We start from the raw sequence: 22,477 nt of genomic DNA on the forward strand, positions 1-22,477 counted from the left end.
GCGCCGCACATTCGTCGGAATAGTGACGAGGACTCGATTGCCGGGAAGCGCACTCCGGCCTCTCCGCTCACCGAGGAGACGACGGTCACCGGCGTCCGTTCCCGGCGCTCATCGCCGCACGGTAGAGCGCGGGCGCCGCGGCGGCGAGCCCGAAGAGGACGGAGCGCTTCAGGTCGCGCCGGCGCACGAGCGCGACCAGGTGCCGGAGCCCCGCCTCGTCGTGCGCGGCCCGCCAGAGCCGGTCGGCCTCCTCGGGGCTGTGCGCGCCCGAGGTGGCGTCCTTGAAGCGGGAGAGCAGGGAGAAGCGCGCGCGGTAGTAGGAGTAGTCCTGCGAGTCGAGGAGGCGCGGGTCGAGCCCGCGGGCCGTCCGCTCGATCACAGCGGCGAGCCCGGCGAGCGAGTCGGCGCGTTTCGCGCCCGAGCGGATGATCGAGCCGGAGCGGAGGCGGTACTCGTAGACGGAGTCGGGGACGACGACGACCTCGTCGGCCGCGGCGAGCAGCTGCGCGACCTGCGCCTGGTCCGAGTGCTGGCGGATCCGCGTGAAGTCGATGCCGTCGAAGAGCTCGCGGCGGAACAGCTTGTTCCAGAGGTGCCCGGTCAGCTCCCCGACCAGGAGCGCGGTGAAGGCGCCCCGGCCCGAGAGCGCGAGCGGGCCGCGCAGGGAGCCGACGGGCGTGGATCCGGTGGCGTCGACCGTGACCGCCTGGGCGACCACCACGTCGGCGCGGCCCGCCTCCCCCGCGGTGAGCATGGCCTCGACCGCGGTCTCCGGCCACTCGTCGTCGGCGTCGACCAGCCAGACCCATTCGCCGGCGGCCTCGCCGACGGCGCGCTCGCGAGCGGCGGCGACGCCCTGGTTCTCGTCCTGGCGCAGGTAGCGGATCCGCTCGTGCTCCTCGGCGAACGCGCGGCCGATCGTCTCGGTCCCGTCGGTCGAGGCGTCGTCGACCACGAGGATCTCGAGCTCGGCGTGGGTCTGCCGCAGCAGGCGCTCCAGGGCCGAGGCGAGGTGCGCCTCCTCCTGGTGCGCCGGGACCACCACCGAGACGAGGGTCACTTCTGCCCCACGACCCGGCGGAGCACCGTCTCGAGGTCGCGGCCGCTCGACTCCAGCGAGAAGCGGTCGAGCCAGCGGTCGATGCCGGTGATCTCGAGCTCGCTCGCGCGGATCAGCGCGTCGGCGAGGTCGGAGGCGGAGGGGGTGAGCGCGAGCTCGCCGGTCAGGCCGGGGACGATCGCGTCCGCGACTCCGAGCGCCCCGGACACGGCGACCGAGGGGACGCCGGCGGCGGCCGCCTCGACCAGCACGTTGCCGAAGCCCTCGCGCAGCGACGGGAGCAGCACGACGGCGTTCTCGTCGAAGTGGTGGAACCAGTCCTCGACCCAGCCCATGTCCTGGAAGTCCACGCCGCGCGCGGTCGCCTCCGCCTTCATGCTGCCGAGCAGCGGGCCGCCGCCGAAGGAGACGACCTTCGCGGGGATGCCGCGGCGCTCCAGCTCCTCGGCCGCGAGGATCGCGAGCTCGGGGCGCTTCTGGACGACGAGGCGGCAGGGCAGCACGATCTGCAGGCCCGCCGCAGTGCCGGGGGTGCGCGAGACCTGGCGGGAGCGGTCGACTTTGGCGGTCGCCGGGTTCGGCACGACGGTGCAGCGCTCGCCCGAGACGCCGAAGCCGGCGACGAGCTCGCCCGCGACGGGGTGCGAGATCGCGATGACGTGGTCGGCGCGGCGGTAGAGCGTCTTGGCGAGCCCGAGCTGCACCTTCTGGGTCCTCGAGAAGCCCGGGATGCCGAGCGAGACGAGGTTGCGCTCGCTCACGATGGTCTTCGGGCGGTCCGCCTTCGCGGTCATCTCGGCCGAGGCCAGGAGCACGATGTTCGGGTAGCCCTGCAGGGCGACCGCGACGTCGGGGGTGCGGCGGCGGAACAGCTCCTTGAGCATCCGCGCCTTGCCGACGTGGCCCTTGCCCTCGCCGATGCGGTGCAGCACCGCGCCCTCGGGGAGGTACTCGTCGGTGCCCTTCACCGACGTGGTGACGACGTCGACGTGGTGGCCCTGCTCGAGGAGCCAGCCCATCCAGGTGCGGGCGACGAACTCGGCCCCGCCGCCGTGCAGCGACGTGACGACGAACATGATCCGCATGCGCGGTCCCTTCTCCTGCGCCGCGCTCATCGCACGACCTCCGCGCCGAGGCCGCGGGTGTTGAGCGCCGAGAGGCGGCGCACCTCGGGCATGGCCGCGTCGATGGTGGCGCGCACGCCGCCGTCGCCCGGCTCCGCGAGGATGCGGTCGATCACCGGGAGGACGCGGTCGGCGAAGCCGGGGACCGGCTCGACGCACAGCTGCGGCAGGCCGATGAGGCGCATGATGCCCTCGACCTTGCCCTGGGTGGCGAGGGTGATCGCGGGGACGCCGAGCGAGAGCGACATGATCGCGAGGTGCATGCGGCCGGTGACGGTCAGCAGGGCGTCCTCGGCGAGGCCGCGGATCTCGGCGGGCATGAGCACGCGGTCGACGACGGTGACGCCCTCGGATCCCACGCGCTCGGCGACCGCGCGGACGGCCACCTTGTCGTCGCCGATGGGGCGGGAGACGTGCGGGAGGAGCACGACGTGCACGCCGGCGGCGCGGAGGCGGTCGACGATGCGCTCGTACTCCGGCACCTGGTCGACCATGCCGGCGACGAGGGCGCTCGCGTTCACGAGCGCGAAGGGGACGCCCTCGGGCAGCCCCAGCCCCTCGCGGAAGCTGCGGTCGCGGGTGCGCGCCGAGAAGACGATGTCCGTGACCTCCTCGACGCGCTGCACGCCGATGCTCCGGGCGCGCTCCGCCGAGAGCGGGTCGCGGAGCATCGGGACGACGCCGGCGCGGGAGGCGGCGATCAGGGAGCGGCGGGCGGCGAGGCGCGCCGCCGCGTTCCAGGAGAAGCCGAGGATGCGCGTGGGCACCCCAGCCTCGGCGGCCGCCTGCGCGAGCAGGGAGCGGCGGACCGAGCCGCGGAGGCTGTACTTGCCGTCCATCATGTCGGCGCCGACGACCGAGACCGAGCGGGCGCGGCGGATCAGCGCGGCGTAGGCGCGGAGGTCGGCGGCGTGCGCGTCGCCCACTCCGTAGACCAGGTGCGGGAGCTCGACGACCTCGACCCGGTCGGCCTGCTCCTCGGGGATCACGACGTCGCCGGCGTAGCGCTGGACGACCACGACGGGGCCGGTGGTGTTCTCGAGGAACGCCTCCAGCATGGCCTGGTCGCCGATGTTGCCGCTGCCGGGAGCGGCGATCACGAGGTGAGACTCGGGCTCGGGTCGGAGGTCCGCGAGGGCGGCGCGGAGCACCGCCGCGTCGCGTCGGGCGGGCAGGCGGGTCGTCGTGACGAAGTCCTTCTTCCAGGACTTGACGACGCCGAGCTTGAGTTTCATCGATCTCTTTCGGTGGGAGGAACGGCGGCGGGAGGCCGCTCGGAGTCGGGGATGCCGGCCGTGACGGCTCCGTCGACCAGCGCGCTGTCGCCGGTGGGGCTGATGGCGTCGACCGTGGCCGGGGCCGGAGCGGCGGCCGGGCGGCTGCGGCGGAAGTGGCGGCGCAGGTCGGCGAGGCTGAGGATCTGGCGGCGGAACGCGGGGAGGATCAGCATCCAGAGCCCGACCCCGACCAGGACGGCGGCGCCGCCCAGGAGGAGGCGGAGGACGGGCTGGTCGGCGGCGATCCAGACGGTGGAGAAGTAGGCGCCCACCGTGATCGATCCGAACGTGATGCCGCTGCGGAGGCCGTTGGTGAACATCTCGCGGACGGGGGCATCGGAGGTGCGGCCGATCCAGATCAGCGCGGTCGGCCAGGTGAGGGCGAGCGAGCCGGCGTACGCGATGGCGACGCCCGTCACTCCCCAGTTGGAGCCGAGCAGGATCAGGACGACCATCAGCGGGCGGGTCGCCAGGCTGTACCAGACGCTCTGGCGCACGAGACCCTTGGCGAGGAACACCCAGTTGGAGCAGTACGCCGTGGCCTGGAAGAACCCGGCCACGAGCAGGATCTGGAAGATCGGGACCGAGGCGAGCCAGCGCTCCCCCACCAGGATCCGGATGACCGAGTCGGACTGGGAGCCGAGGACGGCGAGCACGAGGCCCATCGCCGTCAGCATCGCCGACTGGCCGAAGAGGATGAACGTGCGGAACCGCTCGCGCTCGTCCTGCAGCTTGGACAGCACGGGCAGTGCCACGCGCTGCACCGGAGAGTTCAACTGCTGCAGCGGCAGCATCATCAGCTGGAACGCGCGGTTGTAGAGGCCGAGGTCGACCGGGCCGAAGCGCGCGCCGATGATGACGGAGTCGACGTTCTTGCTCACGTAGGTCAGCGCCTGGGTCGCGAAGACCCCGCCTCCGTAGCGGAGGAAGTGGCCCATCGCCTCGCCGCGGCGGTAGCGGCCGGGACGCCAGCCCGTGATGAAGACCAGCATCAGCACGCTGATGAGCGGCTGCACGATCTGGCTCCCGGCCAGCGCCCAGTAGCCGGCGCCGCCGAGCGCCATCAGCACGCCGACCACGAGGCCCAGCACCTGGGCGACGATGTCGACCAGGGTGATCTTCACGAAGCGGAGGTGACGGGCGAGGTCGGCGCGGAACTGCGTCGAGATCCCGTTGAGGAGGAACGTCGAGGAGAGCACGACGGTCAGCAGCTGGAGCCGGTCGTCGCCGTAGAGGGCGGCGATCGGCCAGGAGGCCGCGATGACCACCAGGGTGAGGGTGAGGCCGATGCCCGAGTTCATCCAGAACAGGTTGCTCTTCTGGCCCGGCGTGATCTCCTTCGCCTGGATGGCGGCGGAGGAGAGGCCGAAGTCGCGGAAGATCTCGCCGATGCCGATGATCGCCGTGACCATCGCGAGCAGGCCGTAGTCGGCCGGCGAGAGCAGGCGCGCGAGGATGACGATGCCGCCCAGCTGGACGGCGATGCGGATCGCCTGCCCGCCGATGGTGACGGCGGCGCCGCGGCTCGCCGAGCGGCTGAGGCTCGGTGACGGCTTCTGCGTGGTCCCGGTCATCGGGTCGAGCCCTTCTTGGTGGCGATCGCGCCCTCGTAGGCCTTCTTGAGCTGGAGTCCGAGCACGTCCCAGTCCCGACCGGAGAGGGCGGGGAGCCCCTCCGGCGGCCGGGTGCGCGTGCGCTCGAGAGCGGCGGTGATCAGCTCGGGGGTGAGCTCGCCGTCGTACTCGATCACCCAGTCGCTGCCGACCTCCTCGGCCAGGGCCGTGTTGGTGGGCGTGCGAGGCACCAGGATCGGCCGGCCGAGCGACAGGGCGACCAGGATCGAGCCGGAGTTGTGCATCTCGCGGTAGGGAAGGACGATCAGCTCGGCCCGGCCGATCTCGTCGACCATCTCGGCGTCGTCGACCCGGCGGAGCGTGGTGCGCACCCGGGTGTCGCGGGCGGCCCGCTCCTCGACCAGCTCGCGCTGGCCCGGGCTGGGGCTGCCGACCACGTGCAGGGAGAGGGAGTCGTCCTCCACGCCGCGGAACACGTCCATCAGCTCGACGACGCCCTTGTACGGGCGGATGATGCCGAAGTAGAGGACGCGGCCGTGCTCGCGCTCGGGCAGCGGGTGCTGCGCGAACTGGTCGCGGTAGTGGCCGTGCAGCACGGTGACGGCGGGCGCCCGGCCGGGAGCGACGGTCGTCGGGTTCAGGCGGACGAACAGGTCGGTCGCGCGGTCGACCCGGGCCAGCGAGCGGCGCTCGGCGGCGGGACCGAGCTCGTGCGGGTGCAGGTTGTGCACCGTCCGCACGAGCGGGATGCGCTGGAGCGCGAGGCGCACCAGCAGCACGTCGAGGGCGCGGCGGCGGAGGAAGCGGTGCAGCGGGCTGCGGCCGCGGATCATCAGCTCGGGCCAGTGCACGTGCAGCACGTCGTAGTCGGCGAGCAGGGCGCTGCGCCAGGAGAAGAACAGCAGCTCGACGCCGGGCGCCAGGCCGTCGACGATCGAGTCGACGTACTGCGTGGTCGAGTCCGGCGGCGCGAGCGACTGCTGGACGACGAGCGCGGCCGGCGACGAGTCGTTCCTGCGGGCGAGGCGGCTCATCGCTCGCCCCGCATCCCGACGGCCATCGGCGCGTCGAAGATCCTCGCCCCGAGGGGCTGGCGCATCCGGATGCCCTTCGAGAAGTCGGGGACGTGCACCGGGTTGAGGCAGATGATGACGAGGAATCCCAGGAGCAGGTGGCTGGGGCGGACCGCGTCGATGGCGTTGTAGCCGGCGAGGCAGACCATGAAGCCGAGCAGGCCCGCCGCAGGACCGACGTCGCGACGGCTGAGCGTGGCGCCGAACATCGCGGCCACCATGATCACGAAGAGCAGCAGGCCGGGGATGCCGACGCTGATCAGCAGCTGCAGGAACGAGTTCTCGATGACGACGTCCGAGAACCGCCTGCCGCTGATGCCGGACGTCGCCGCTCCGGAGCCGAGCCAGTGCGTGAGCTCGGCCGCCTTCAGCGACACGGTCACCGCGAGGTCGCGGGCGCCGGCCGAGATGGAGGCGTCGAGGTTGTTGTTGCGGGCGGTGACGGGCTCGAAGTTCAGGACTCCGACACCCGCGACGAGCCCGGCGATCAGGATCGAGCCGGGCCGGAGCAGCGAGCGGTTCGGGTTGAGGAAGCCCACGGCGACGAGCGCGACGACGACCGCGACGGCGATGGCCGCCATCGGTCCGCGCGAGACGGTCGCGACGACGCCGCCCGAGGCCAGGATGCCCAGCAGCAGGTCCGACTTGCGGGAGCCCTGGAGCCAGGAGCCGAACGCGAGACCGGCGCCCACCGTGAGGAAGGTGCCGGCGAGCAGCGGGTGGCCGAAGGTGATCTCGGCGCGGTAGAGCGACCAGTGCTGGTCCTGCTCGTAGCCGAGGGCGCCGTAGACGGCACCGAGGATCGGGGAGCTCTGCGCGACCAGCTCGAGGGCGGCGTAGAGGGCGAGCAGCCCCGAGAGGATCACCCACGTCTTGCGCAGCAGCACGGCCTCGCGCTGGGCGTCGAAGACGAGCATCGGCACGCCCACGCAGATCGCGAAGCTGAACATCCACGAGACGCCCTCGGTCGCATAGGAGCTGCGCACCGTCGCCAGGGCCGACCAGAGCATGAGGGCGATGAACGCGAGGATCACCACGGCCCGCCACGGGGAGAGCACGAGCTCGCGGGTCCACGCCTTGACGGGGGCGCGCCACAGCTCGGGAGCGAGCCCGCGCCGGATCGCCCAGATCACGAGGATGACGGCCCAGAGCGTCATGCGGAACGTCAGGGTCGAGGGGGTCAGCGGCGTCGGGACGAGCGCGAAGAACGCGAGCGCCATCGCCGGCAGCCAGTGCGCGGGGACCCGCAGCAGCACGTAGGCCCCGACGATGCCGCCGACTCCGGCGGCGATCACCAGGAGGCCGGTGGCCGGCTCCCGGGTCGAGAAGATGTACCCCATCCCGAGGACGATCACCAGGGCGACCGAGAAGAGCGCGCCGACGAGGAGTCGTCGCGGGAGGATGTCGATCACGTCAGGGAGTCCTTCTGGCGTCGGAGCGGAGTGGTGGAGGAGGGGGCGGGCGGTGCGGCGCTCACGGGAGTGGTCCCGTCGGCCTCGATGAGGATCGCGATGCCCTCGCGAGCCGCCTCTCGGCGGCTGGGACGCCTGCGATGCCGTGCCCTCCTCCTCCACTGCTCGACCCTGGCGCCGACCCCCGGGGAGGAGGGGTCGCGTCGGTCCTGCCGCGGATCAGGCGGGGCCCTCCTGAAGCCAGCGGCGGAAGGTCGCGACCGAGTCCTTGTTGGTGAATTCCGGTACGACGTGACCATTATCGAATTCGGCGCCGCTGTGGTACGCGATCGTCGCCTCCCTGGCGACGGGGAGCGCCAGGCGACGCAGGCGTCCGCCGTGGAGCTCGGCGGGAGCGAGCTTGTCGGCCGTGCCAGCGCTGACGCGCAGACGCATGCCCTTCCACGCGTCCTGCGGCAGCCGGGCGGGGTTGGTCGCGCGCATCAGCGCCCGGTCTCCCCCGTACACGGCGAGAACGCGGTTCGACGGACTGGTATCGCGCGCCGCGAGGTCCTCGACGTCGAAGACGCTGCTGGCGTGGTACGCCCCGTAGATGTTCGGCACCATCTTCTTCGCGTAGGCCCAGCACATCATCGCTCCGCCGCCGGAGTTCGAGCGGAGGAAGCTCGCGCGGACGTCCCAGAGGTTCTGCACCCAGGCCGTGGCGGCCGTCTGCACGGCGAGCGCCGTGGGGTTGGTGTAGTTGCTCGGGCCGCCGAAGTTCGGGCAGATGCTGACGAAGCCCAGATCGACGAGTGGATCGGCCGAGTACCTGTAGGCGAAGTAGAGCGACGTGTAGTCGCTGCCGCTGGCGTGGTAGAACCAGGCGACCGGCACCGAGGAGCCTGATTTCGGCTTCGCCGAGTGCGGGACGAAGAGGCGGGTGGAGTCGCCGCCGATCTTCACATCGATGATCTCGTAAGGCTTCCTGCCGTTCTTCGAGAACGCGGTGTCGAGGCGCGAGACCTCGCCCGGAAGCCTCGGGATCACGCTGTAGTTCGGCACGGCGAGCGCCGGGGTCGCTACGAGAGCGGAGGCGGTCGCGGCGGCTCCGACAGCGGAGGCGGCGAGCAGGAGGCGGCGCGAGAGGCCGCGCGGGGTGTCAGTCATATCGAGAATCCTTCGGAGCTTTCGCCATCAGTGTCGAGTCGGCCGACCATTCCGAATTCGACGCACATGAAGTGACGTCCGGCCCCCCAACCCATTCGAGAGTGTACGGGCCGCGGATGACGCGTGGATGTCGTTCTCATCACGTCTGGTCGCTCGGGCGGGGATCAGCGGGAGGAGGGGAAGAGTCGGCGGGAGAGGCTCGAGGACTTCTCGGCCGTCTCGTGCACCACGAAGGGCACGGCGGAATCGGCGGAGACGACCCGCCTCGCCGCGGCGAGTTCGAGCGTTTCGCGGGAGAGGCCCTCGATGTCGACGGTGACCGCGAGGCCGGAGTCGGCCAGGCGGGTGGCGATCTGCACCTGGTGGTCGTCGACGTGCTCGCCGAACGAGGCGCGGCGCGGAACCAGGATCGGCACCCGGCCCTGCTCGATGGCGCTGAGCGCGGTGCCCACTCCCCCGTGCGCGATGACGACGTCGGCCGCCTTCATCGCGGCGTTGAGCTCGTCGTGCGGCACGGAGTGGCGGCCGTCGATCCCGAGCCCGGAGACGTCGTTCGCTCCGGTCTGCCAGAGCACCTCCACGCCCTCGAGCAGCGGCGCGAGCGCGGCGAAGAAGCGGGGGAACGGGTAGCCGTCCTGCGTGCCGACCGAGACCACGGCGCGGCGGATCGGCTGCGGGACGACGTCCTCGACGCGGTAGGTGTCGAAGATCGAGCCGCCGAAGCTCCAGCGGTCGTCGGCCCAGGAGCGGTACTGGGTGTAGGTCGAGACGGCGGGGACCCGGGCGAGGATCCGACCGGTCATCGACGGGCCGAGCACGCGGGCGGCGCTCTCGATGTAGTGCGCGGGGATGCCGCGCGAGGCCGCGAGCGGCAGGAAGGAGAGGGCGGGGCTGGCGCCGGTGCTGAAGACGGCGTCGAAGGACCCGCGGGCCAGCAGGGAGCGGCCGATCATCGCGTTGCGGAGCACCGGCACCACGGCGCGGGGCGGCGGATCGGCGAGGTGGGTCACGCGCCGGTCGGCGAGGAGGGTGCGGCTGAGGGCGCTGTCGACGGTCGCCCAGTGCTGCTCCTCCGGGTCGACTCCGAGGAGCCCCGAGAGGGCGAACATCTCCTTGAGATGCCCGCCGCCGGAGCAGACGAAGAGATACGAAGCCATACGCGCCTTCACTGGTGATGATCGAGATAACAGGCGTGTGGATGATCGATCGTCCGCCGAGAACGACCCCCCGGTCCCTGGTGCAGAAGTCGCCCGATCATAGCAGGGAGGGTCTCCGAGGGGCACTTCTCTGAGAGAACTGTTCACCTCGCCGGAAAGCGATAGGGGCTCATTCGACAGGCGATATCCGCTCACTTCTCCGGAGGGTGGAAAGCGATATCCGCTCGACTCGGGGATGACCGGGAACGCCCATCGAGCGCTCGATACCGGACTGGCCGATTCCCGTCGATCACCTGCACCGCACGGGCCGCGCGCGTAGCGTCGGACCACCGGCGCAGAGGCCGGTCGACCCAGGAGGAGCGCCATGAGCGACAACGAGCAGAACAGCCCCGTGATGGACGGAGCCGAGGACGCCAGCAACGACGAGAAGCTCGGCGGCCTGATCGACCAGGTCGAGCACGACCACGGAGCCGAGGGCGCCGGCGCGATGGCCGACGCGCTCCGCGACCGCGCCGACGAGACCGACACCGAGATCACCGAGGAGTCGGACGCGTCCGGCCCGGTCGAGGACAGCGGCACCGCCCAGGTGTGAGCGACGGGGCCCGGAGGACGACTCCGGGCCCCGCTCCCGGATCGCTGGGGAGAGCGAGCGGCCGGGAAGCGCCGGTGGAGCCTCCGGATCGCTCGTCAGAGCGGCCCGGCGAGCGCCGCCCGATGTGCACCGGAGCGGCCCGGTGAGCGCCGGCCCACCCCCAAAGCCCTGTTTGACGGTGCGGGAGCCGCCGGTCACCATGGCCGCATGTCCTCTCTCGACGAGCTGCGCGCCACCGCGCATCCGATCCGCCTCCGCCTGCTGTCCCTGGTGACGGGAGCGGCGATGAGCGCCGCGGAGGCCGCCCGCGAGCTGCAGCTGTCGCAGGCGACGGCGAGCTACCACTTCCGCGTGCTGGAGCGCGCCGGGCTCGTGGCCGTCGTCGAGACCGTGCGCCTGCGGGGCGGCGAGGCGAAGAGGTACCGGCACGAGGCCTCCGGAAGGCCCTTCGACGTGACCGCGTCAGTGGACGCCGGGCCGGAGGAGGAGCGGGACCTGCACCTCGAGGCCCTGATCGAGGAGCTCCGGCGGCGCTCGTCGAGTCGGGCGGACGGTCCTCAGCTCTCGACGGACGCGGAGCTCTGGGTCGACCCCGAGGTCTGGCGGCGGGTGGTGCGGCACGTCGGGGAGGCGTCCGCGCTGCTGCACGCGGCGGCCCGGCCGCCGAGGACGCCCGGTACCTCGCCGGTGTCGATGACGACCGCCATGTTCCCGCTCCGCCGGCCGTGACCCGCGACGGGCGCGGGCCGCTGGCGCACGGTCCTCTCGCGCACGGCCCCTTCCGCTGGCTCCTCGCCGCCCGCACGACCGGGGTCCTCGGCAACGCCGTCGCTCCGATCGCCCTGGCCTTCGCCGTGCTGGACCTGACGGGCTCGCCGACGGACCTCGGACTCGTCGTCGCCGCGCGCTCCCTCGCCAACGTCGCCGTCCTGCTGCTCGGCGGCGTCCTCGCCGACCGGCTCCCCCGCTCCGTGATCCTCATCGGCACCTCGCTCGCGGCGGCGGCCACTCAGGCCGCGGTCGCCGTGACGGTGATCACGGGGACGGCGACCGTCCTGGCCCTGGTCGTGCTCAGCGTGCTCAACGGCGCCGTCGCGGCGATGAGCCTGCCCGCAGCGGCCGCCCTCGTCTCCGAGACGGTGCCGGTCGGCGAGCTCCGCCCGGCCAACGCCCTGCTCCGCCTGGGCCTGAACGCCGGGAGCATCGTCGGCGCCTCGGGCGGGGCCGCGCTCGTCGCACTGGTGGGTCCCGGGTGGGGGCTGGCGGTCGACGCCGCGGGCTTCGCCCTGGCCGCGGTCCTCTACTCCCGTGTGCGGCTGCCGCGGACGGTCCGCTCGGGCCCGGGCGCCTCCGTCCTCGCCGACCTCCGCGAGGGGTGGCGGGAGTTCACGAGCCGGCGCTGGGTGTGGATCGTCGTGGCGCAGTTCACCGCCGTCAACGCCGCGTTCGTCGGCGCGACCACGGTCCTCGGCCCGGTCGTCGCCGACCGGTCCTTCGGCCGAGCGGCATGGGGACTCGTGATCGCCGCGCAGACCGTCGGCCTGGTGATCGGGGCCGTGATCGCGCTGCGCTGGCGGCCCCGCCGGGCGCTCGGGGCGGGCGTCGCCCTCATGGCGGTGACGGCCGTCCCGGTCGCCGCCCTCGGGATCCTCCCGGCGCTCCCCGCCCTCCTCCTCGCCTTCGCCCTCGGCGGAGTCGCGCTCGAGATCTTCGCCATCGCCTGGGACCAGTCGCTGCAGACCCACGTCCCCCGCGAGGCGCTCGCCCGGGTCTACTCCTACGACATGGTCGGCTCCTTCCTCGCCGTGCCGCTCGGGGAGGCGCTCGTGGGCCCGCTCGCCGACCTCGTCGGGCTCGACCGCACCCTGCTCGGCTGCGCCGCGGTCGTCCTCGTCGCCTCGCTCCTCGCGGCCTCCAGCAGGAGCGTCCGCGGGGTGGGCACGGACCGTCCGCGGCCGCAGACGCTCTAGCGCGTCCCGGGAGGCGCGGGTGAGGGAACGACCGGTCGGAGGTGCCGGAGAATCGCGGCCGCGACCGCCCCGGGGGGCCTCGCGCTGCACGAAGTGGCCGACGCCGTCGAGCTCGATCAGCTCCCGGCCTGCGGAGAAGTACCGGCCGTTCGCCCGTGCGAGGGCGGGCGTCTCGCAGCCGTCGGCCGTCCCGAGGAGGAAGGTCGTCGGCGCGTCGAGGCGCGGCCAGGCGTCGAGGGCCTCCTGCGCGGCGCGGTACACGGCCCGGCCGGGCGCCTCCCCGGCGCCGTGCCGGTAGTAGTCGACGACGGTGTCGGCGAAGCCGCTGGTCGCCGTCGCCGCGAGGACCTCCTCCAGGGCCTCCGGCGGGAGGGAGCCCGGAGGCGACCACTCCCGCCACGCCCAGCGGACGAGCTGCGCCGGGTCGCCCCGGAACGCCTCCGCTCCCGCGGCCGTGCAGAGCCAGTAGCGGTACCAGGCCGCGGCGGCGGCGTCGAGGACCTCGCCGCCGCTCAGCTCGCTCGACGGTCCGTACGCGGTGGCGAGGGTGACCAGTGCGCCGACCCGCTCGGGCGCGAGCGCCGCGACGGCGTGAGCGGTCCGTGCTCCCCAGTCGTGGCCGACGAGCACGACAGGCCCGAGGTCGAGCGCCTCGAGGAGATCGAGCAGGTCGGTGGCCAGCGCGGCCACCTGCCCGGACCGCGCCCCGGGGTCGACGACCCGGGTCCGCCCGACCCCGCGCAGGACGGGGCGCACCACCCGGAGTCCGGGGGGAAGCAGCTCCAGGACGCCGTCCCAGGTGGCGGGGACGTCGGGGAAGCCGTGCACGAGCACGAGCGGAGTGCCGTCCTCCGGTCCCTCGTCGAGGTAGTGGATGTCGGTGAAGCGCGTGGACAGGACGCGCGCACCCGTCCCCTCCTGCTCCGGCCCGTCCGAACGGGAGTGCCGCGGCCCGCTCACGGGCGGTAGAGGGAGTCGACGGGGACCTCGCGGCTCGAGCCGTCCCGGGTGGTGATCGTGACCGTGCCGGCGGGCCCGGCGGCGAGACCGTCGGACGAGGGCCACCAGGCGGTCCAGGAGCCGCCCTCGAGGGTCGCGACGACCGGCTCGACGCCGGCCTCGTTCAACACCACCGATTCCACGTCCGCGCCCGCGAAGCCGACCGCGTAGATCAGAGCGGCGTCCCCCTCTCCGAAGGTTCCGGCCGAGCTGAGCTGGACGGCGTCCGCGGCGAGGGGGCCGACCGGTGCGGCGTCCGCCACCTCCCACATCCCCGCGCCGTTCCCGGCGCTGAGGCAGTAGTAGAGGGAGTCGTCGAAGCGGTAGATCATCGAGGCGGCGTCGCCGCGCGCGTCGAGGTGCGAGACCTCCGCCGGCCCGGCCTCGCCGTTGGGGCTCTGCAGGTTCGTCGCGCACCACTGCGTCGCCGACTGCCCGAGCTCGGAGCTCGGCAGGATGCGCTCGGGGATCGCGGTCCAGGAGGCGAGCACCGCGCGGTTCAGCCCGACGGAGCCGGTGCCGGGGATGAGACCCGGGACCACGACGATCACCGCGGCTGCGGCGGCGGCGGCCAGGAGCACGGTCGCCGCGCCGGCGACGGCCCAGTCGCGGGGGCGGAAGAAACGGGGAGCGGCCGCGTCCTCGCTGACCAGGATCTCGCCGAGGAGCGCGTCCCGACGTGCGGCCTCGCCAGCGGTGAGGGGGGTGCGGGGCTCGGCGTCGTGCGCGCGGAGCAGGTCGAGGAGCTGGTCGGTCATGAGAGGGTCCGTTCTGCCGTGCCGGAGAGGAGGGTGGAGTCGAGGGGGGGCGAGCAGCGCCGCTAGCCGCCGCTTCGCGCGGGTGAGCCGCGTCGCGTAGGCGGCCCGGGAGCAGCCGAGCACCTGCGCCGCCTCGGCCTGCGGGAGGTCCTCCCACACGTGGAGGGCCAGAGCCTCCTGCTCGGCGAGGGGCAGCCGCTTCCACGCGCTCGCCAGGTCGAGGCGGTCGCCGACCGACCGGTCGGCCTGCTCCTCCGGGGCGAGGGTCCCGACCCGCACGGCCAGCGCCTGCCGGCGGTTCTCGCCGCGGGCGGCGTTGAGGATCGCGTGCCGGGCCGTGCCGAACAGCCAGGGCCGCACGTTCTCCGGCAGGTCCTGCCGGCGACGCCAGGCGGCGAGGAAGGTCTCGCCGACGATGTCGTCGACCGTCGCGGCGGGAGCGCGGCGGCGGACGAAGCGGGGCAGGTCGTCGTAGTGGGCGCGGTACAGCTCGGAGAAGTCGTCTCGGGAGCGGATGCTCATGGTTCCCCTTTCGCGGAGTCACAGGTACCTGTCCGGCTGCGGCGGCGATGCAACATCCGTGTCCGCGGGAGTCCCGGTGGGGCGGTCGCCCTGGCGTCCTGCGCCGCGCTCCGTGTCCGGGCAGGATCCACCGCGCGGGGGAGGTCCTGCGAGCGGCAGGCGGCGATCCGCGTCGACCGCACGCCGGAGAGAAGGGGCCCTCGGCGGGTGGCGAGCTGTCGGAGGGAGCAGCGGACGCGCGGTCATCCCCGAGGCGCACCGGACGCGACTCCCGGACGACGCACCGGACTCCTCCGGCCCGGGACTCTGGCAGAACGCCGCCGAGCCTCTGCTCCCGGCGTCCGTCCCGCCCCAGGAGACCCTCGTGAACCGCGCCCTCGCCCTCGCCGCCGCCTCAGCCCTCGTCGTCGTCGACGTCGTCCAGCACGCCGCTGACGCCCGATGACCGGCTCCGGGAAGCCGGCCGGCGATCAGGCTCCGCTCCGCCTCACGCTCGTGCACGTCGACTTCTGGTCGGCCGTGAAGCTCTCGTTCCTGCTCGGCCTCGCGCTCGCGGTACTCGGCCTCGTCGCCGTCCTGGTCGCCCATCCGCTGCTCGTGCACTCGGAGCTCTTCACCCAGGCCGACACGCTCCTCGGGCAGGTCGTCGGCGATCAGGTCGACCTCGACGCGATCCTCTCGCTGCCGAACGTGCTGGGCTTCGCGCTCGTCGGAGCCGTGCTGAACACCGTCGTCGCCACCGCCCTGGGCGGGGTGGGGGCGCTGCTCTTCGGATCCGCCGCCGCCCTCGCGGGCGGGCTCCCGGTCGACCTCGCCCGGCACTGAGGGGCTCCGCTCCGACTAGGCCGCGAGCCCTCCCTCGGGAACCGGGGACGGACGGTCGTCACCGAGGAGCGGCGCCTGCTCGGGCTCGGCGGCGAGGACCATGTCGCGCCCGGACGCGGGGGTGAGGAGCTCGCGCAGCCAGAGGCGGTTCACGGCGTGCAGACGGGGACGATCGAAGCGGTACTCCAGCACCGCGTTCGGCTGCACGAGGATCGTGTGCGAGCGCGGCTCCGACTCCTGCAGCGTCCTCCAGGTCAAGCGGAACGGCTGTCCCTGCTCCATCCGCGCGCGCACCGCGATCCGCACGTGCGCGAGCGTCCGGTCCTCGAACTCGATCCGGCGCCGCCAGGCGCCGAAGATCAGCACTCCCACAGGGGCTCTCCTCATCGTGTCGGTCGAGCAGCCCGCAGAACGGCGGGGGCGGCGGGTGCGAGGCTCGCAGGGCCGGACCGCCATCGGACGGTCCGGTCGTGGGGACCGGAGTAGAGGTGGGTCCGAGGCTGGTCCCTTCCCGGAGGTGTGCGGACGGAGTGCGCTCCCGCGTCAGTCGGCGAAGATCGCGCCGACCGGCTCGCGCTTCTCGGCCTGGAAGCGGTCCTCGGCGCGGCCGAGAGCCCAGTAGGCCGAGAGCGAGAGCGCCCGGCGCTCCACGCCCCACTCGTCCTGCAGGAGGGCGCGCAGCTGCTTCATCGCGGTGCGCTCGCCGTGCGCGAAGACCTCGAGCACGCCCTCGGGCCTCGGCTCGGCCCGGACGGCCGCGACCAGCGCCCGGCCGGCCTCGAGACCGCCGCGGTGCAGCCAGCGCACCTCCACTCCGGCCGGAGCGGGAAGCGCGAGCTCGTCGGCGGCCGAGTCCACCTCGATCAGGACCAGGCCGCGCGCGTGCGCGGACATCCCCTCGAGGGCGGAGGCGATCGCCGGCAGAGCGGAGTCGTCGCCGAGCAGCAGGTGCACGGCCTCGGGGTCGGCGCTCGGCGACCAGGCGCCACCGGGCGCGGAGAGCGCGATCCGGTCGCCGGGAGCCGCGGCGAGCGCCCACGGTCCCGCCACCCCTTCGTCGCCGTGCACGACGAAGTCGACGGCGATCGAGCGCCGCTCGAGGTCGACCGAGCGGACGGTGTAGGTGCGGCGCACGGGCAGCTGCTCGGGGGCGACGCTCGCCCGGAGCGCGTCGAGGTCGAAGGGCGGCTGGAGGTCGGAGCCGCGCGGCGGGAGCAGGAGCTTCACGTAGCGGTCGGTCGCGGCGAGGCGCTCGGGGTCGGACTCGGCGAGGAACGCGTCGAGCCCGTCGCCGCCGAGGTGCACGCGGACCAGGTGACCGGTGAGGCGCTCGGTCCGCAGCACGGTGAGCACGTGCTGGCTGCGGGCGCGGCGCGGGCGGTCGGGGGACGGGGCGGCGTCGGTCATCCGTCCAGCATGCCCGGTCGTGCTCGGTGCGGGCCGAGTGCGGGCCGCTCGCGGGCGGGCGCCGAGGGGTCACGATCGGTCGCTTCGGGAGGGCGGAAGGAGCCGTTCGTGACGCATCGGAGCAGGCCGGAGGCACGGCCGGGACGTCGCGGCGGCGCCGAGCGCGAGGCGGCGGCACGGGCGGGCGTGCGGACGAACGGGCGTCGAAGGGTCACGAACGGTCGCTTCAGAAGGATGGAAGGAGCCGTTCGTGACGCATCGGAGCAGGCCGAGGCGAGGCCGGGACGTCGCGGCGGCGCCGAGCGCGAGGCGGCGGCGCGGGCGCGCGTGCGGACGAGCGGGCGCCGAGGGGTCACGAACGGTCGCTTCGGGAGGACGGAAGGGACCGTTCGTGACGCATCGGAGCAGGCCGGGACGTCGCGGCGGCGCCGAGCGCGAGGCGGCGGCGCGGGCGCGCGTACGGACGAACGGGCGCCGAGGGGTCACGAACGGTCGCTTCGGGAGGACGGAAGGAGCCGTTCGTGACGCATCGGAGCAGGCCGAGGGCACGGACGGGGCATCGCGGCGGGGATCCGCGCGAGGCGGCGGCGCGGGCGGGCGCTGATCCGTCGCTCACGGCCTGCGGAGGAGCGCAGGACGGGCCGTCCGCGGCGGATCGGAGCGGGCCGGGCGCGACTGGGCGCCGCATGCGGAGCGAGCGCGGGCCTGCCGGAGGGCGCCGGGCGTCGATCCGTCACGAACGGCCCGTGCGGGAGGACGGAACGGGCCGTCAGCGACGGATCGGAGCGGGCGGCCGGAGGCCGGGCCGACGGAGCGGAGCGGACAGCAGCGCACGTCGGCGGGGCGGGCGGCGCCGCGGCCGACGGCCCGGCGGACGGCCGGTGGCGCGAGGTGCGCTCGCGCGGGGCGCGGCGGCGGGGGCGCGCCTACTCTCGCGGGATGACTGCGACGGCTCCGCGACTCCGGCACGACCGACTGGTCGCCCCCGACGTGCTGCGCGGAGTGGCGGTGGCGGCCATGCTCGTCGCGCACGCGATGCCGCTCGTGCCGAGCGCCCGCACGGGGGTCGTCGGGTTCCTGGCGTGGAACGTCAACGATCTCGCGTCACCGCTGTTCGCGCTGGTGATGGGGATGTCGGCGGCCCTGGTGCTCGCGCGGCCCGGTGCCTCCCCCGGGCGGGTGCTGCTGCGGAACGCGATCCGCGGCGCGGTGCTCGTGGCGCTCGGCGTCTGGCTCGAGACCTGGGGCAGCTGGATCGCGATCGTGCTGCAGTACCTCGGCGTCGTGCTCGTGCTCGGCACGCCGCTGCTGCTCCTCCGCTCCCGGATCATCGCCGCGCTGGCCGCCGTGCTCGCGCTCGCCGCCGGGCCCGTGAACGCCGCGGTCGCCGCCGCCGCACCCGGCTCTCCGCTCGCCGTCTGGCTCTTCACCGGGCCGAGCTACCGCGCGACCAACCTGCTCCCCTTCTTCCTCCTCGGAGCCCTGCTGCTGCGGCACGGCGCGCAGCGCGACCGGCTGCTGCCGGTGCTCGCGGCGGTCGCGGTCGTCGCGTACCCGGTGCGGCCGCTGGTCGCGCTCCTGCTCGGCGTGGAGTCGCCCTCCGGCAGCCTCCCGGACACCCTGCACGACCTCGGGCTCGTGCTCCTGGCCTACGTCGCGGTGGTGCTGTCGACCACGTCGCGCTCCCCCGCTGTCCAGCGGCTGCTGGTGCCGCTCCGGGCGATCGGCACGCTCGCGCTCTCGATCTACGTGCTGCAGGTGGCTCTCGTCGCAGCGCTCGCGCGGGCGGGCCTCGGCTACTCCGCCGACACTCCGCTCGCCGCTCTCGCCCTCGTGCTCGGTTTGTGCACGGCCGCCGTGCTGTGGTGGCGGTTCCTCGGTGCCGGCCCCGTCGAGCGGCTGACGGCGCGGCTCACCGGGCTCGTGCCGCGCTGAGCCCCCGGCGGCCCGGACGAAGCCCGCTGCGGCCCGCGGCGAGCTCGCCTGAGCTCGCGTCGGGCCGCGGCGACCTCGGCTGAGCCCCCGACGCCTGACGGCCCGTACACGAGCGCAGGCCGCCGGGCGTCCCCTCCCTCAGCGCGCGAGCGCCGACGCCTCCTTCGCGAGGGCCGGGCCGTGCGCCGCGAGCACCAGGTCCCGAACCGCGGTGGCCGGGAGCGACGCGGCTCCGGCCGGCAGCAGGTCCGCGTCCGAGGCCAGCACGAGCGGAGTGTCCGCCGACGAGGACGGCAGCCTCCCGTGCGTGCCGCGCACGAGCGACGCGTCCAGGGGCACCAGGTTCATCGCGTAGCGCAGCCCCAGGGCCTTCTTGGCCAGGTTGCCCGCCGCCTTCGCCTTCACCAGCGGGTCGGCCGGATCGAAGAAGAGCTCGGCCGGGTCGTAGCCGGGCTTGCGGTGGATGTCGACGCCGCGGGCGAAGTCGGGCGCGCGGTCGTCGTCGAGCCAGTAGTAGTAGGTGAACCACGCCCCCGGCCGGGCGACCACGACGAACTCCCCCGAGCGCTCGTGGTCGAGGCCGTAGCGGGCCTGCGCCTCCCGGTCGAGCACCTCGTCGACGCCGTCGAGCCCCTCGAGGATCGAGCGCACCCGCGGCAGGTCCGCCGCGTCCTGCACGTAGACGTGGGCGACCTGGTGGTCGGCGACGGCGAACGCGCGCGACGTCCACGGGTCCAGCTGCTCGCGGCCGTCCTGCACGTAGACCTCGAGCAGGCCCTCGCGGCGGAGCGCCCGGTTCACGTCGACCGGAGTGTCGGCGTCGGCGATCCCGTACTCGGCGACCACGATCACCGACGCGCCCAGCGCCTCCGCGTCGTCGAGCAGCGGAGCGAGCACCACGTCGAGCTCCGACGCGGCCCGGCGCGCCTCGGGCGAGTCCGGACCGAAGCGCTGGAGGTCGTAGTCGAGGTGCGGCAGGTACGCCGTGGTCAGCTCGGGCGGTCCGGAGCCGTCTCCGGCCAGCACGTGCCGGGTCGCGTCGACCATCCACTGGGTCGAGCGGAGCGACGCGGTCGGCCCCCAGTACTGGAACAGCGGGAAGGCGCCGAAGCGCGAGACCAGCTCGTCGTGCAGCGCCGGCGGGCGCACGTACGCGTCCGGCGACTTGCGGCCGTCGGCGTGGTAGATCGGGCGCGGAGTGACGGTGACGTCGGTCGTCGCCCCCATCGCGTACCACCAGCCGATGTTGGCCGCGCGGTACGGCTCCCCGCTCAGCCGGCGCGCGGTCTCCCAGACCTTCTCTCCCGTGACCAGGCGGTTGTGCTGGCGCCACAGGTGCACCTCGCCGAGGTCGCGGAAGTACCAGCCGTTGCCGACGATCCCGTGCTGCGCGGGCATCGAGCCGGTGAGCATGGTCGACTGCACGCTGCAGGTGACCGCGGGCAGGACCGTGTCCAGCGGCAGGCGCCCGCCCGCGCGGGCCAGCCGAGAGAGGCGGGGCATGTCGGCGAGCGCCGTCGAGGTCAGCCCGACCACGTCGAGCAGCAGCACGGGCCTCACAGCGCCGCCGCCTGCGGGAGGAGGGGCGCCAGCAGCGCCTCTCGGGAGGCGGGCGTGAGCAGGTGCGCGGCCGCCCAGGCGAGCTCGGCGCCGATGCCCGTCGAGAGGTCGCTCGGGGCGTCGGCGAGCACCGACCAGGTGTAGGTCTCGACGTCGAGGTGGATCTCGTCGTACGGCCAGGCGGCGTCGACCGCCGAGACCGCCTCCGCCAGGACGGCAGTGGTGGCCGAGAGCGGCGCCTCCGGCCGGTGGTGCAGCGGCACGTGGAAGTGCACGCGCCACGGGCCGGTGCCGGGGAGCGTGTCCAGCGCCTCGGGCAGGTCGTCGACGCGGAGCACCCCGTCGATCCCGTTCTCGCGGGTCTGGTGCAGGTAGCGCTTCTCGACGAACGGCGTGAGCGCGGCGCGGCCCGAGGGGTCCTCCAGGTGGAGCGCGGCCGAGGCCTGCACCTTGACCACGCGCAGACCCGCGTCGCGGATGCGGCGGACGGCCGAGACCGGGTCGGCGAAGGAGACGGCGAGGTGGCAGGTGTCGAGGCACACGCCCACGTACGCCGGGTCGACCACTCCGATCCGCGGGTGCAGCCAGTCGACGACGTCGTCCACGGTGTCGAGGATGCAGCCGGGCTCGGGCTCGATCGCCAGGCGGATCGCGTGGCCCGTGGAGCGGCGAAGGTCGCGCAGCTCCTCGACGAGCCGGGCGAGGTTCCGGCAGGCGGCCTCGTCCTGCTCCCGTCCCCAGCCCTCGCGCCAGCCCAGCGGCAGCGTCGAGATGCTGCCGTCGGCGCCGGCGGGCAGCAGGTCGGCCAGGATCCGCGCGCAGTCGATCGTGTACTGCAGGCGCTCCGGCGTGGTCCAGTCGGGGCGGTAGACGTCGAGCTTCACGACCTCGGCGTGGAACGCGGCGTACGGGAACGCGTTGAGCGTGCGCACCTCCAGGCCGTTGCGCTGCAGGGCCGCGCGGAGGACGGCGCGGTCCTCGGCGCTGGCGACCAGGCGGGCCGCGAGGTCGCGCGGGATCCACAGGCCGACTCCGACCAGGGCGAGCCCGGCGGCCACGCGCGCGGGCCCGGCGTAGACGTCGAGCTGGCGGACGACCCCGGCCAGGTCCTCGGCGGGATGGACGTTGGTGCAGTAGGAGAGGTGCATCACACGACCTCCGCCACGCGCGGCGCGCCCCGGAGCACGGAGTTGCCCTCGAAGGTGCGGCCGGCCGACTCCTGCACGTCGAAGCCCGCGACGGGCGAGAGGTCCAGGCGTCCGCTCTGCCCGTAGAACTCGACCGGGTTCTGCCAGAGCAGCCGGTCCACGTCGCCCGCGCTGAAGCCGGCGACGAGGAGGAGGCGGCCGGTCTTCGCGGTCGTGAGCGGGTCGGAGCGGCCCCAGTCGGCGGCGGAGTTGACCAGCACGCGGTCCAGCCCGATCCGCTCGACCAGCGTCACCAGGCGGGTCTCGTCCATCTTCGTGTCGGGGTAGATGGAGAAGCCCATCCAGCAGCCGGAGTCGCGGACCGCGTCGACGGTGACCTCGTTGAGGTGGTCGACGAGGACCCGCCCGGGCTCGAGACCCGAGTCGGCGACGACCTCGAGGGTCCGGCGGGTGCCCGACTCCTTGTCGCGGTGCGGGGTGTGCACCATCGCGGGGAGGCCGTGCTCGCCGGCGAGCTCGAGCTGCTGGCGGAAGACCTGGTCCTCCTCGGGGGTGAGCGAGTCGTAGCCGGTCTCGCCGACCGCGACGACGCCGTCCTTGGCGAGGTAGCGGTCGAGCTCGGGCAGGACGGCCCGGCAGCGCGGGTCGTTCGCCTCCTTCGGGTTGAGCCCGATGGTGCAGTGGTGGCGGATGCCGAACTGCGCGGCGCGGAAGCGCTCCCAGCCGATCAGGGCGTCGAAGTAGTCCGTGAACGAGCCGACGTTCGTGCGCGGCTGTCCGAGCCAGAAGGAGGGTTCGACGACCGCGCGGACGCCGGCGTCGAACATCGCCTGGTAGTCGTCGGTGGTGCGGGAGGTCATGTGGATGTGCGGGTCGAAGATGCGCATCGTCGCGCCTTTCTCATCGGTGGTGGTGCCCCGCGGTCGGGGCGGCGT

General features: G+C 73.7%; 19 protein-coding genes and 1 pseudogene. 5 read left to right on the forward strand and 15 right to left on the reverse strand.

The window, feature by feature from the left end; genetic code table 11:
- Positions 1 to 85: 85 nt before the first annotated feature.
- The 8 genes from C5C53_RS09940 to C5C53_RS09975 all read right to left on the reverse strand — a co-directional run bounded on the left by C5C53_RS09940 (position 86) and on the right by C5C53_RS09975 (position 9,826).
- The gene (locus C5C53_RS09940) at positions 86 to 1,060 is read right to left on the reverse strand and encodes a glycosyltransferase family 2 protein (RefSeq protein WP_104267446.1); all 975 of its coding nucleotides are present in this window, start codon (positions 1,058 to 1,060) and stop codon (positions 86 to 88) included.
- Positions 1,057 to 2,175 carry a glycosyltransferase gene (locus C5C53_RS09945; RefSeq protein ID WP_104222481.1) on the reverse strand — a complete coding sequence of 373 codons (1,119 nt, stop codon included), beginning with the start codon at positions 2,173 to 2,175 and terminating at the stop codon, positions 1,057 to 1,059. The genes C5C53_RS09940 and C5C53_RS09945 overlap by 4 nt, the downstream gene beginning before the upstream one ends.
- Positions 2,172 to 3,419 (reverse strand): polysaccharide pyruvyl transferase family protein, encoded by a 1,248-nt coding sequence (locus tag C5C53_RS09950; protein ID WP_104233543.1) that lies wholly within the window; start codon positions 3,417 to 3,419, stop codon positions 2,172 to 2,174. The genes C5C53_RS09945 and C5C53_RS09950 overlap by 4 nt, the downstream gene beginning before the upstream one ends.
- The gene (locus tag C5C53_RS09955) at positions 3,416 to 5,035 is read right to left on the reverse strand and encodes a lipopolysaccharide biosynthesis protein (RefSeq protein WP_104263234.1); all 1,620 of its coding nucleotides are present in this window, start codon (positions 5,033 to 5,035) and stop codon (positions 3,416 to 3,418) included. The genes C5C53_RS09950 and C5C53_RS09955 overlap by 4 nt, the downstream gene beginning before the upstream one ends.
- On the reverse strand, positions 5,032 to 6,069 hold the full coding sequence (locus C5C53_RS09960) for a glycosyltransferase (RefSeq protein ID WP_104267447.1): 1,038 nt from the start codon (positions 6,067 to 6,069) through the stop codon (positions 5,032 to 5,034). Before C5C53_RS09960 ends, C5C53_RS09955 begins: the two co-directional genes overlap by 4 nt.
- A complete protein-coding gene (locus C5C53_RS09965) occupies positions 6,066 to 7,520 on the reverse strand; it encodes an O-antigen ligase (protein WP_104267448.1) in 1,455 nt (484 codons plus the stop codon). Before C5C53_RS09965 ends, C5C53_RS09960 begins: the two co-directional genes overlap by 4 nt.
- 219 nt (positions 7,521 to 7,739) lie before the next feature.
- Positions 7,740 to 8,669 (reverse strand): S9 family peptidase, encoded by a 930-nt coding sequence (locus C5C53_RS09970; RefSeq protein ID WP_104267449.1) that lies wholly within the window; start codon positions 8,667 to 8,669, stop codon positions 7,740 to 7,742.
- 164 nt (positions 8,670 to 8,833) lie between these two features.
- Positions 8,834 to 9,826, reverse strand: a complete 993-nt coding sequence (locus tag C5C53_RS09975) for a glycosyltransferase (protein WP_104324895.1) — start codon at positions 9,824 to 9,826, stop codon at positions 8,834 to 8,836.
- Between the two features lie 364 nt (positions 9,827 to 10,190).
- Here C5C53_RS09975 and C5C53_RS09980 point away from each other — a divergent pair, with 364 nt between their 5' ends.
- The 3 genes from C5C53_RS09980 (at position 10,191) to C5C53_RS09990 (ending at position 12,388) form a co-directional block, all read left to right on the forward strand.
- Positions 10,191 to 10,418 carry a hypothetical protein gene (locus tag C5C53_RS09980; RefSeq protein WP_104222474.1) on the forward strand — a complete coding sequence of 76 codons (228 nt, stop codon included), beginning with the start codon at positions 10,191 to 10,193 and terminating at the stop codon, positions 10,416 to 10,418.
- A 207-nt stretch (positions 10,419 to 10,625) separates the two neighbouring features.
- Entirely contained in the window at positions 10,626 to 11,147 is a 522-nt protein-coding gene (locus C5C53_RS09985) for a helix-turn-helix domain-containing protein (protein ID WP_104260669.1), read from the forward strand.
- Positions 11,144 to 12,388, forward strand: a complete 1,245-nt coding sequence (locus C5C53_RS09990) for an MFS transporter (protein ID WP_258075408.1) — start codon at positions 11,144 to 11,146, stop codon at positions 12,386 to 12,388. Before C5C53_RS09985 ends, C5C53_RS09990 begins: the two co-directional genes overlap by 4 nt.
- An 84-nt stretch (positions 12,389 to 12,472) precedes the next feature.
- On the opposite strand, the pseudogene C5C53_RS17600 reads toward C5C53_RS09990, so the two are convergent.
- Together C5C53_RS17600 and C5C53_RS17120 are read right to left on the reverse strand one after the other, a co-directional pair.
- A pseudogene (locus tag C5C53_RS17600) lies at positions 12,473 to 13,453 on the reverse strand (alpha/beta fold hydrolase); the annotation flags it as partial.
- On the reverse strand, positions 13,345 to 14,667 hold the full coding sequence (locus tag C5C53_RS17120) for an RNA polymerase sigma factor (protein ID WP_181127747.1): 1,323 nt from the start codon (positions 14,665 to 14,667) through the stop codon (positions 13,345 to 13,347). The gene C5C53_RS17120 and the pseudogene C5C53_RS17600, both read right to left, overlap by 109 nt.
- Before the next feature lie 441 nt (positions 14,668 to 15,108).
- On the opposite strand from C5C53_RS17120, the gene C5C53_RS10005 reads away from it, so the two are divergent.
- Positions 15,109 to 15,492 carry a DUF3566 domain-containing protein gene (locus C5C53_RS10005; protein ID WP_104267451.1) on the forward strand — a complete coding sequence of 128 codons (384 nt, stop codon included), beginning with the start codon at positions 15,109 to 15,111 and terminating at the stop codon, positions 15,490 to 15,492.
- Positions 15,493 to 15,507: 15 nt separating this feature from the next.
- Here C5C53_RS10005 and C5C53_RS10010 read toward each other — a convergent pair whose 3' ends face one another.
- Both C5C53_RS10010 and C5C53_RS10015 read right to left on the reverse strand, forming a co-directional pair.
- Entirely contained in the window at positions 15,508 to 15,864 is a 357-nt protein-coding gene (locus C5C53_RS10010) for a hypothetical protein (RefSeq protein ID WP_104267452.1), read from the reverse strand.
- A 171-nt stretch (positions 15,865 to 16,035) separates the two neighbouring features.
- Positions 16,036 to 16,899, reverse strand: coding sequence for a siderophore-interacting protein (locus C5C53_RS10015; protein ID WP_104267453.1), 864 nt, complete (start codon positions 16,897 to 16,899; stop codon positions 16,036 to 16,038).
- A 939-nt stretch (positions 16,900 to 17,838) separates the two neighbouring features.
- On the opposite strand from C5C53_RS10015, the gene C5C53_RS10020 reads away from it, so the two are divergent.
- Positions 17,839 to 18,834 carry a DUF418 domain-containing protein gene (locus C5C53_RS10020; protein ID WP_104267454.1) on the forward strand — a complete coding sequence of 332 codons (996 nt, stop codon included), beginning with the start codon at positions 17,839 to 17,841 and terminating at the stop codon, positions 18,832 to 18,834.
- Between the two features lie 138 nt (positions 18,835 to 18,972).
- Here the strand turns inward: C5C53_RS10020 and C5C53_RS10025 are convergent, their stop codons facing one another.
- The 3 genes from C5C53_RS10025 to C5C53_RS10035 are packed head-to-tail and all read right to left on the reverse strand — an operon-like array spanning position 18,973 to position 22,429.
- On the reverse strand, positions 18,973 to 20,394 hold the full coding sequence (locus C5C53_RS10025; protein WP_104267455.1) for an alkaline phosphatase family protein: 1,422 nt from the start codon (positions 20,392 to 20,394) through the stop codon (positions 18,973 to 18,975).
- The gene (eboE, locus tag C5C53_RS10030; RefSeq protein ID WP_104222467.1) at positions 20,391 to 21,542 is read right to left on the reverse strand and encodes a metabolite traffic protein EboE; all 1,152 of its coding nucleotides are present in this window, start codon (positions 21,540 to 21,542) and stop codon (positions 20,391 to 20,393) included. The genes C5C53_RS10025 and eboE overlap by 4 nt, the downstream gene beginning before the upstream one ends.
- A complete protein-coding gene (locus tag C5C53_RS10035; RefSeq protein WP_104222466.1) occupies positions 21,542 to 22,429 on the reverse strand; it encodes a TatD family hydrolase in 888 nt (295 codons plus the stop codon). The genes eboE and C5C53_RS10035 overlap by 1 nt, the downstream gene beginning before the upstream one ends.
- Between the last annotated feature and the right edge of the window lie 48 nt (positions 22,430 to 22,477).

The organism is Rathayibacter sp. AY1E3 (genome assembly GCF_002932235.1).
Lineage (GTDB): Bacteria > Actinomycetota > Actinomycetes > Actinomycetales > Microbacteriaceae > Rathayibacter.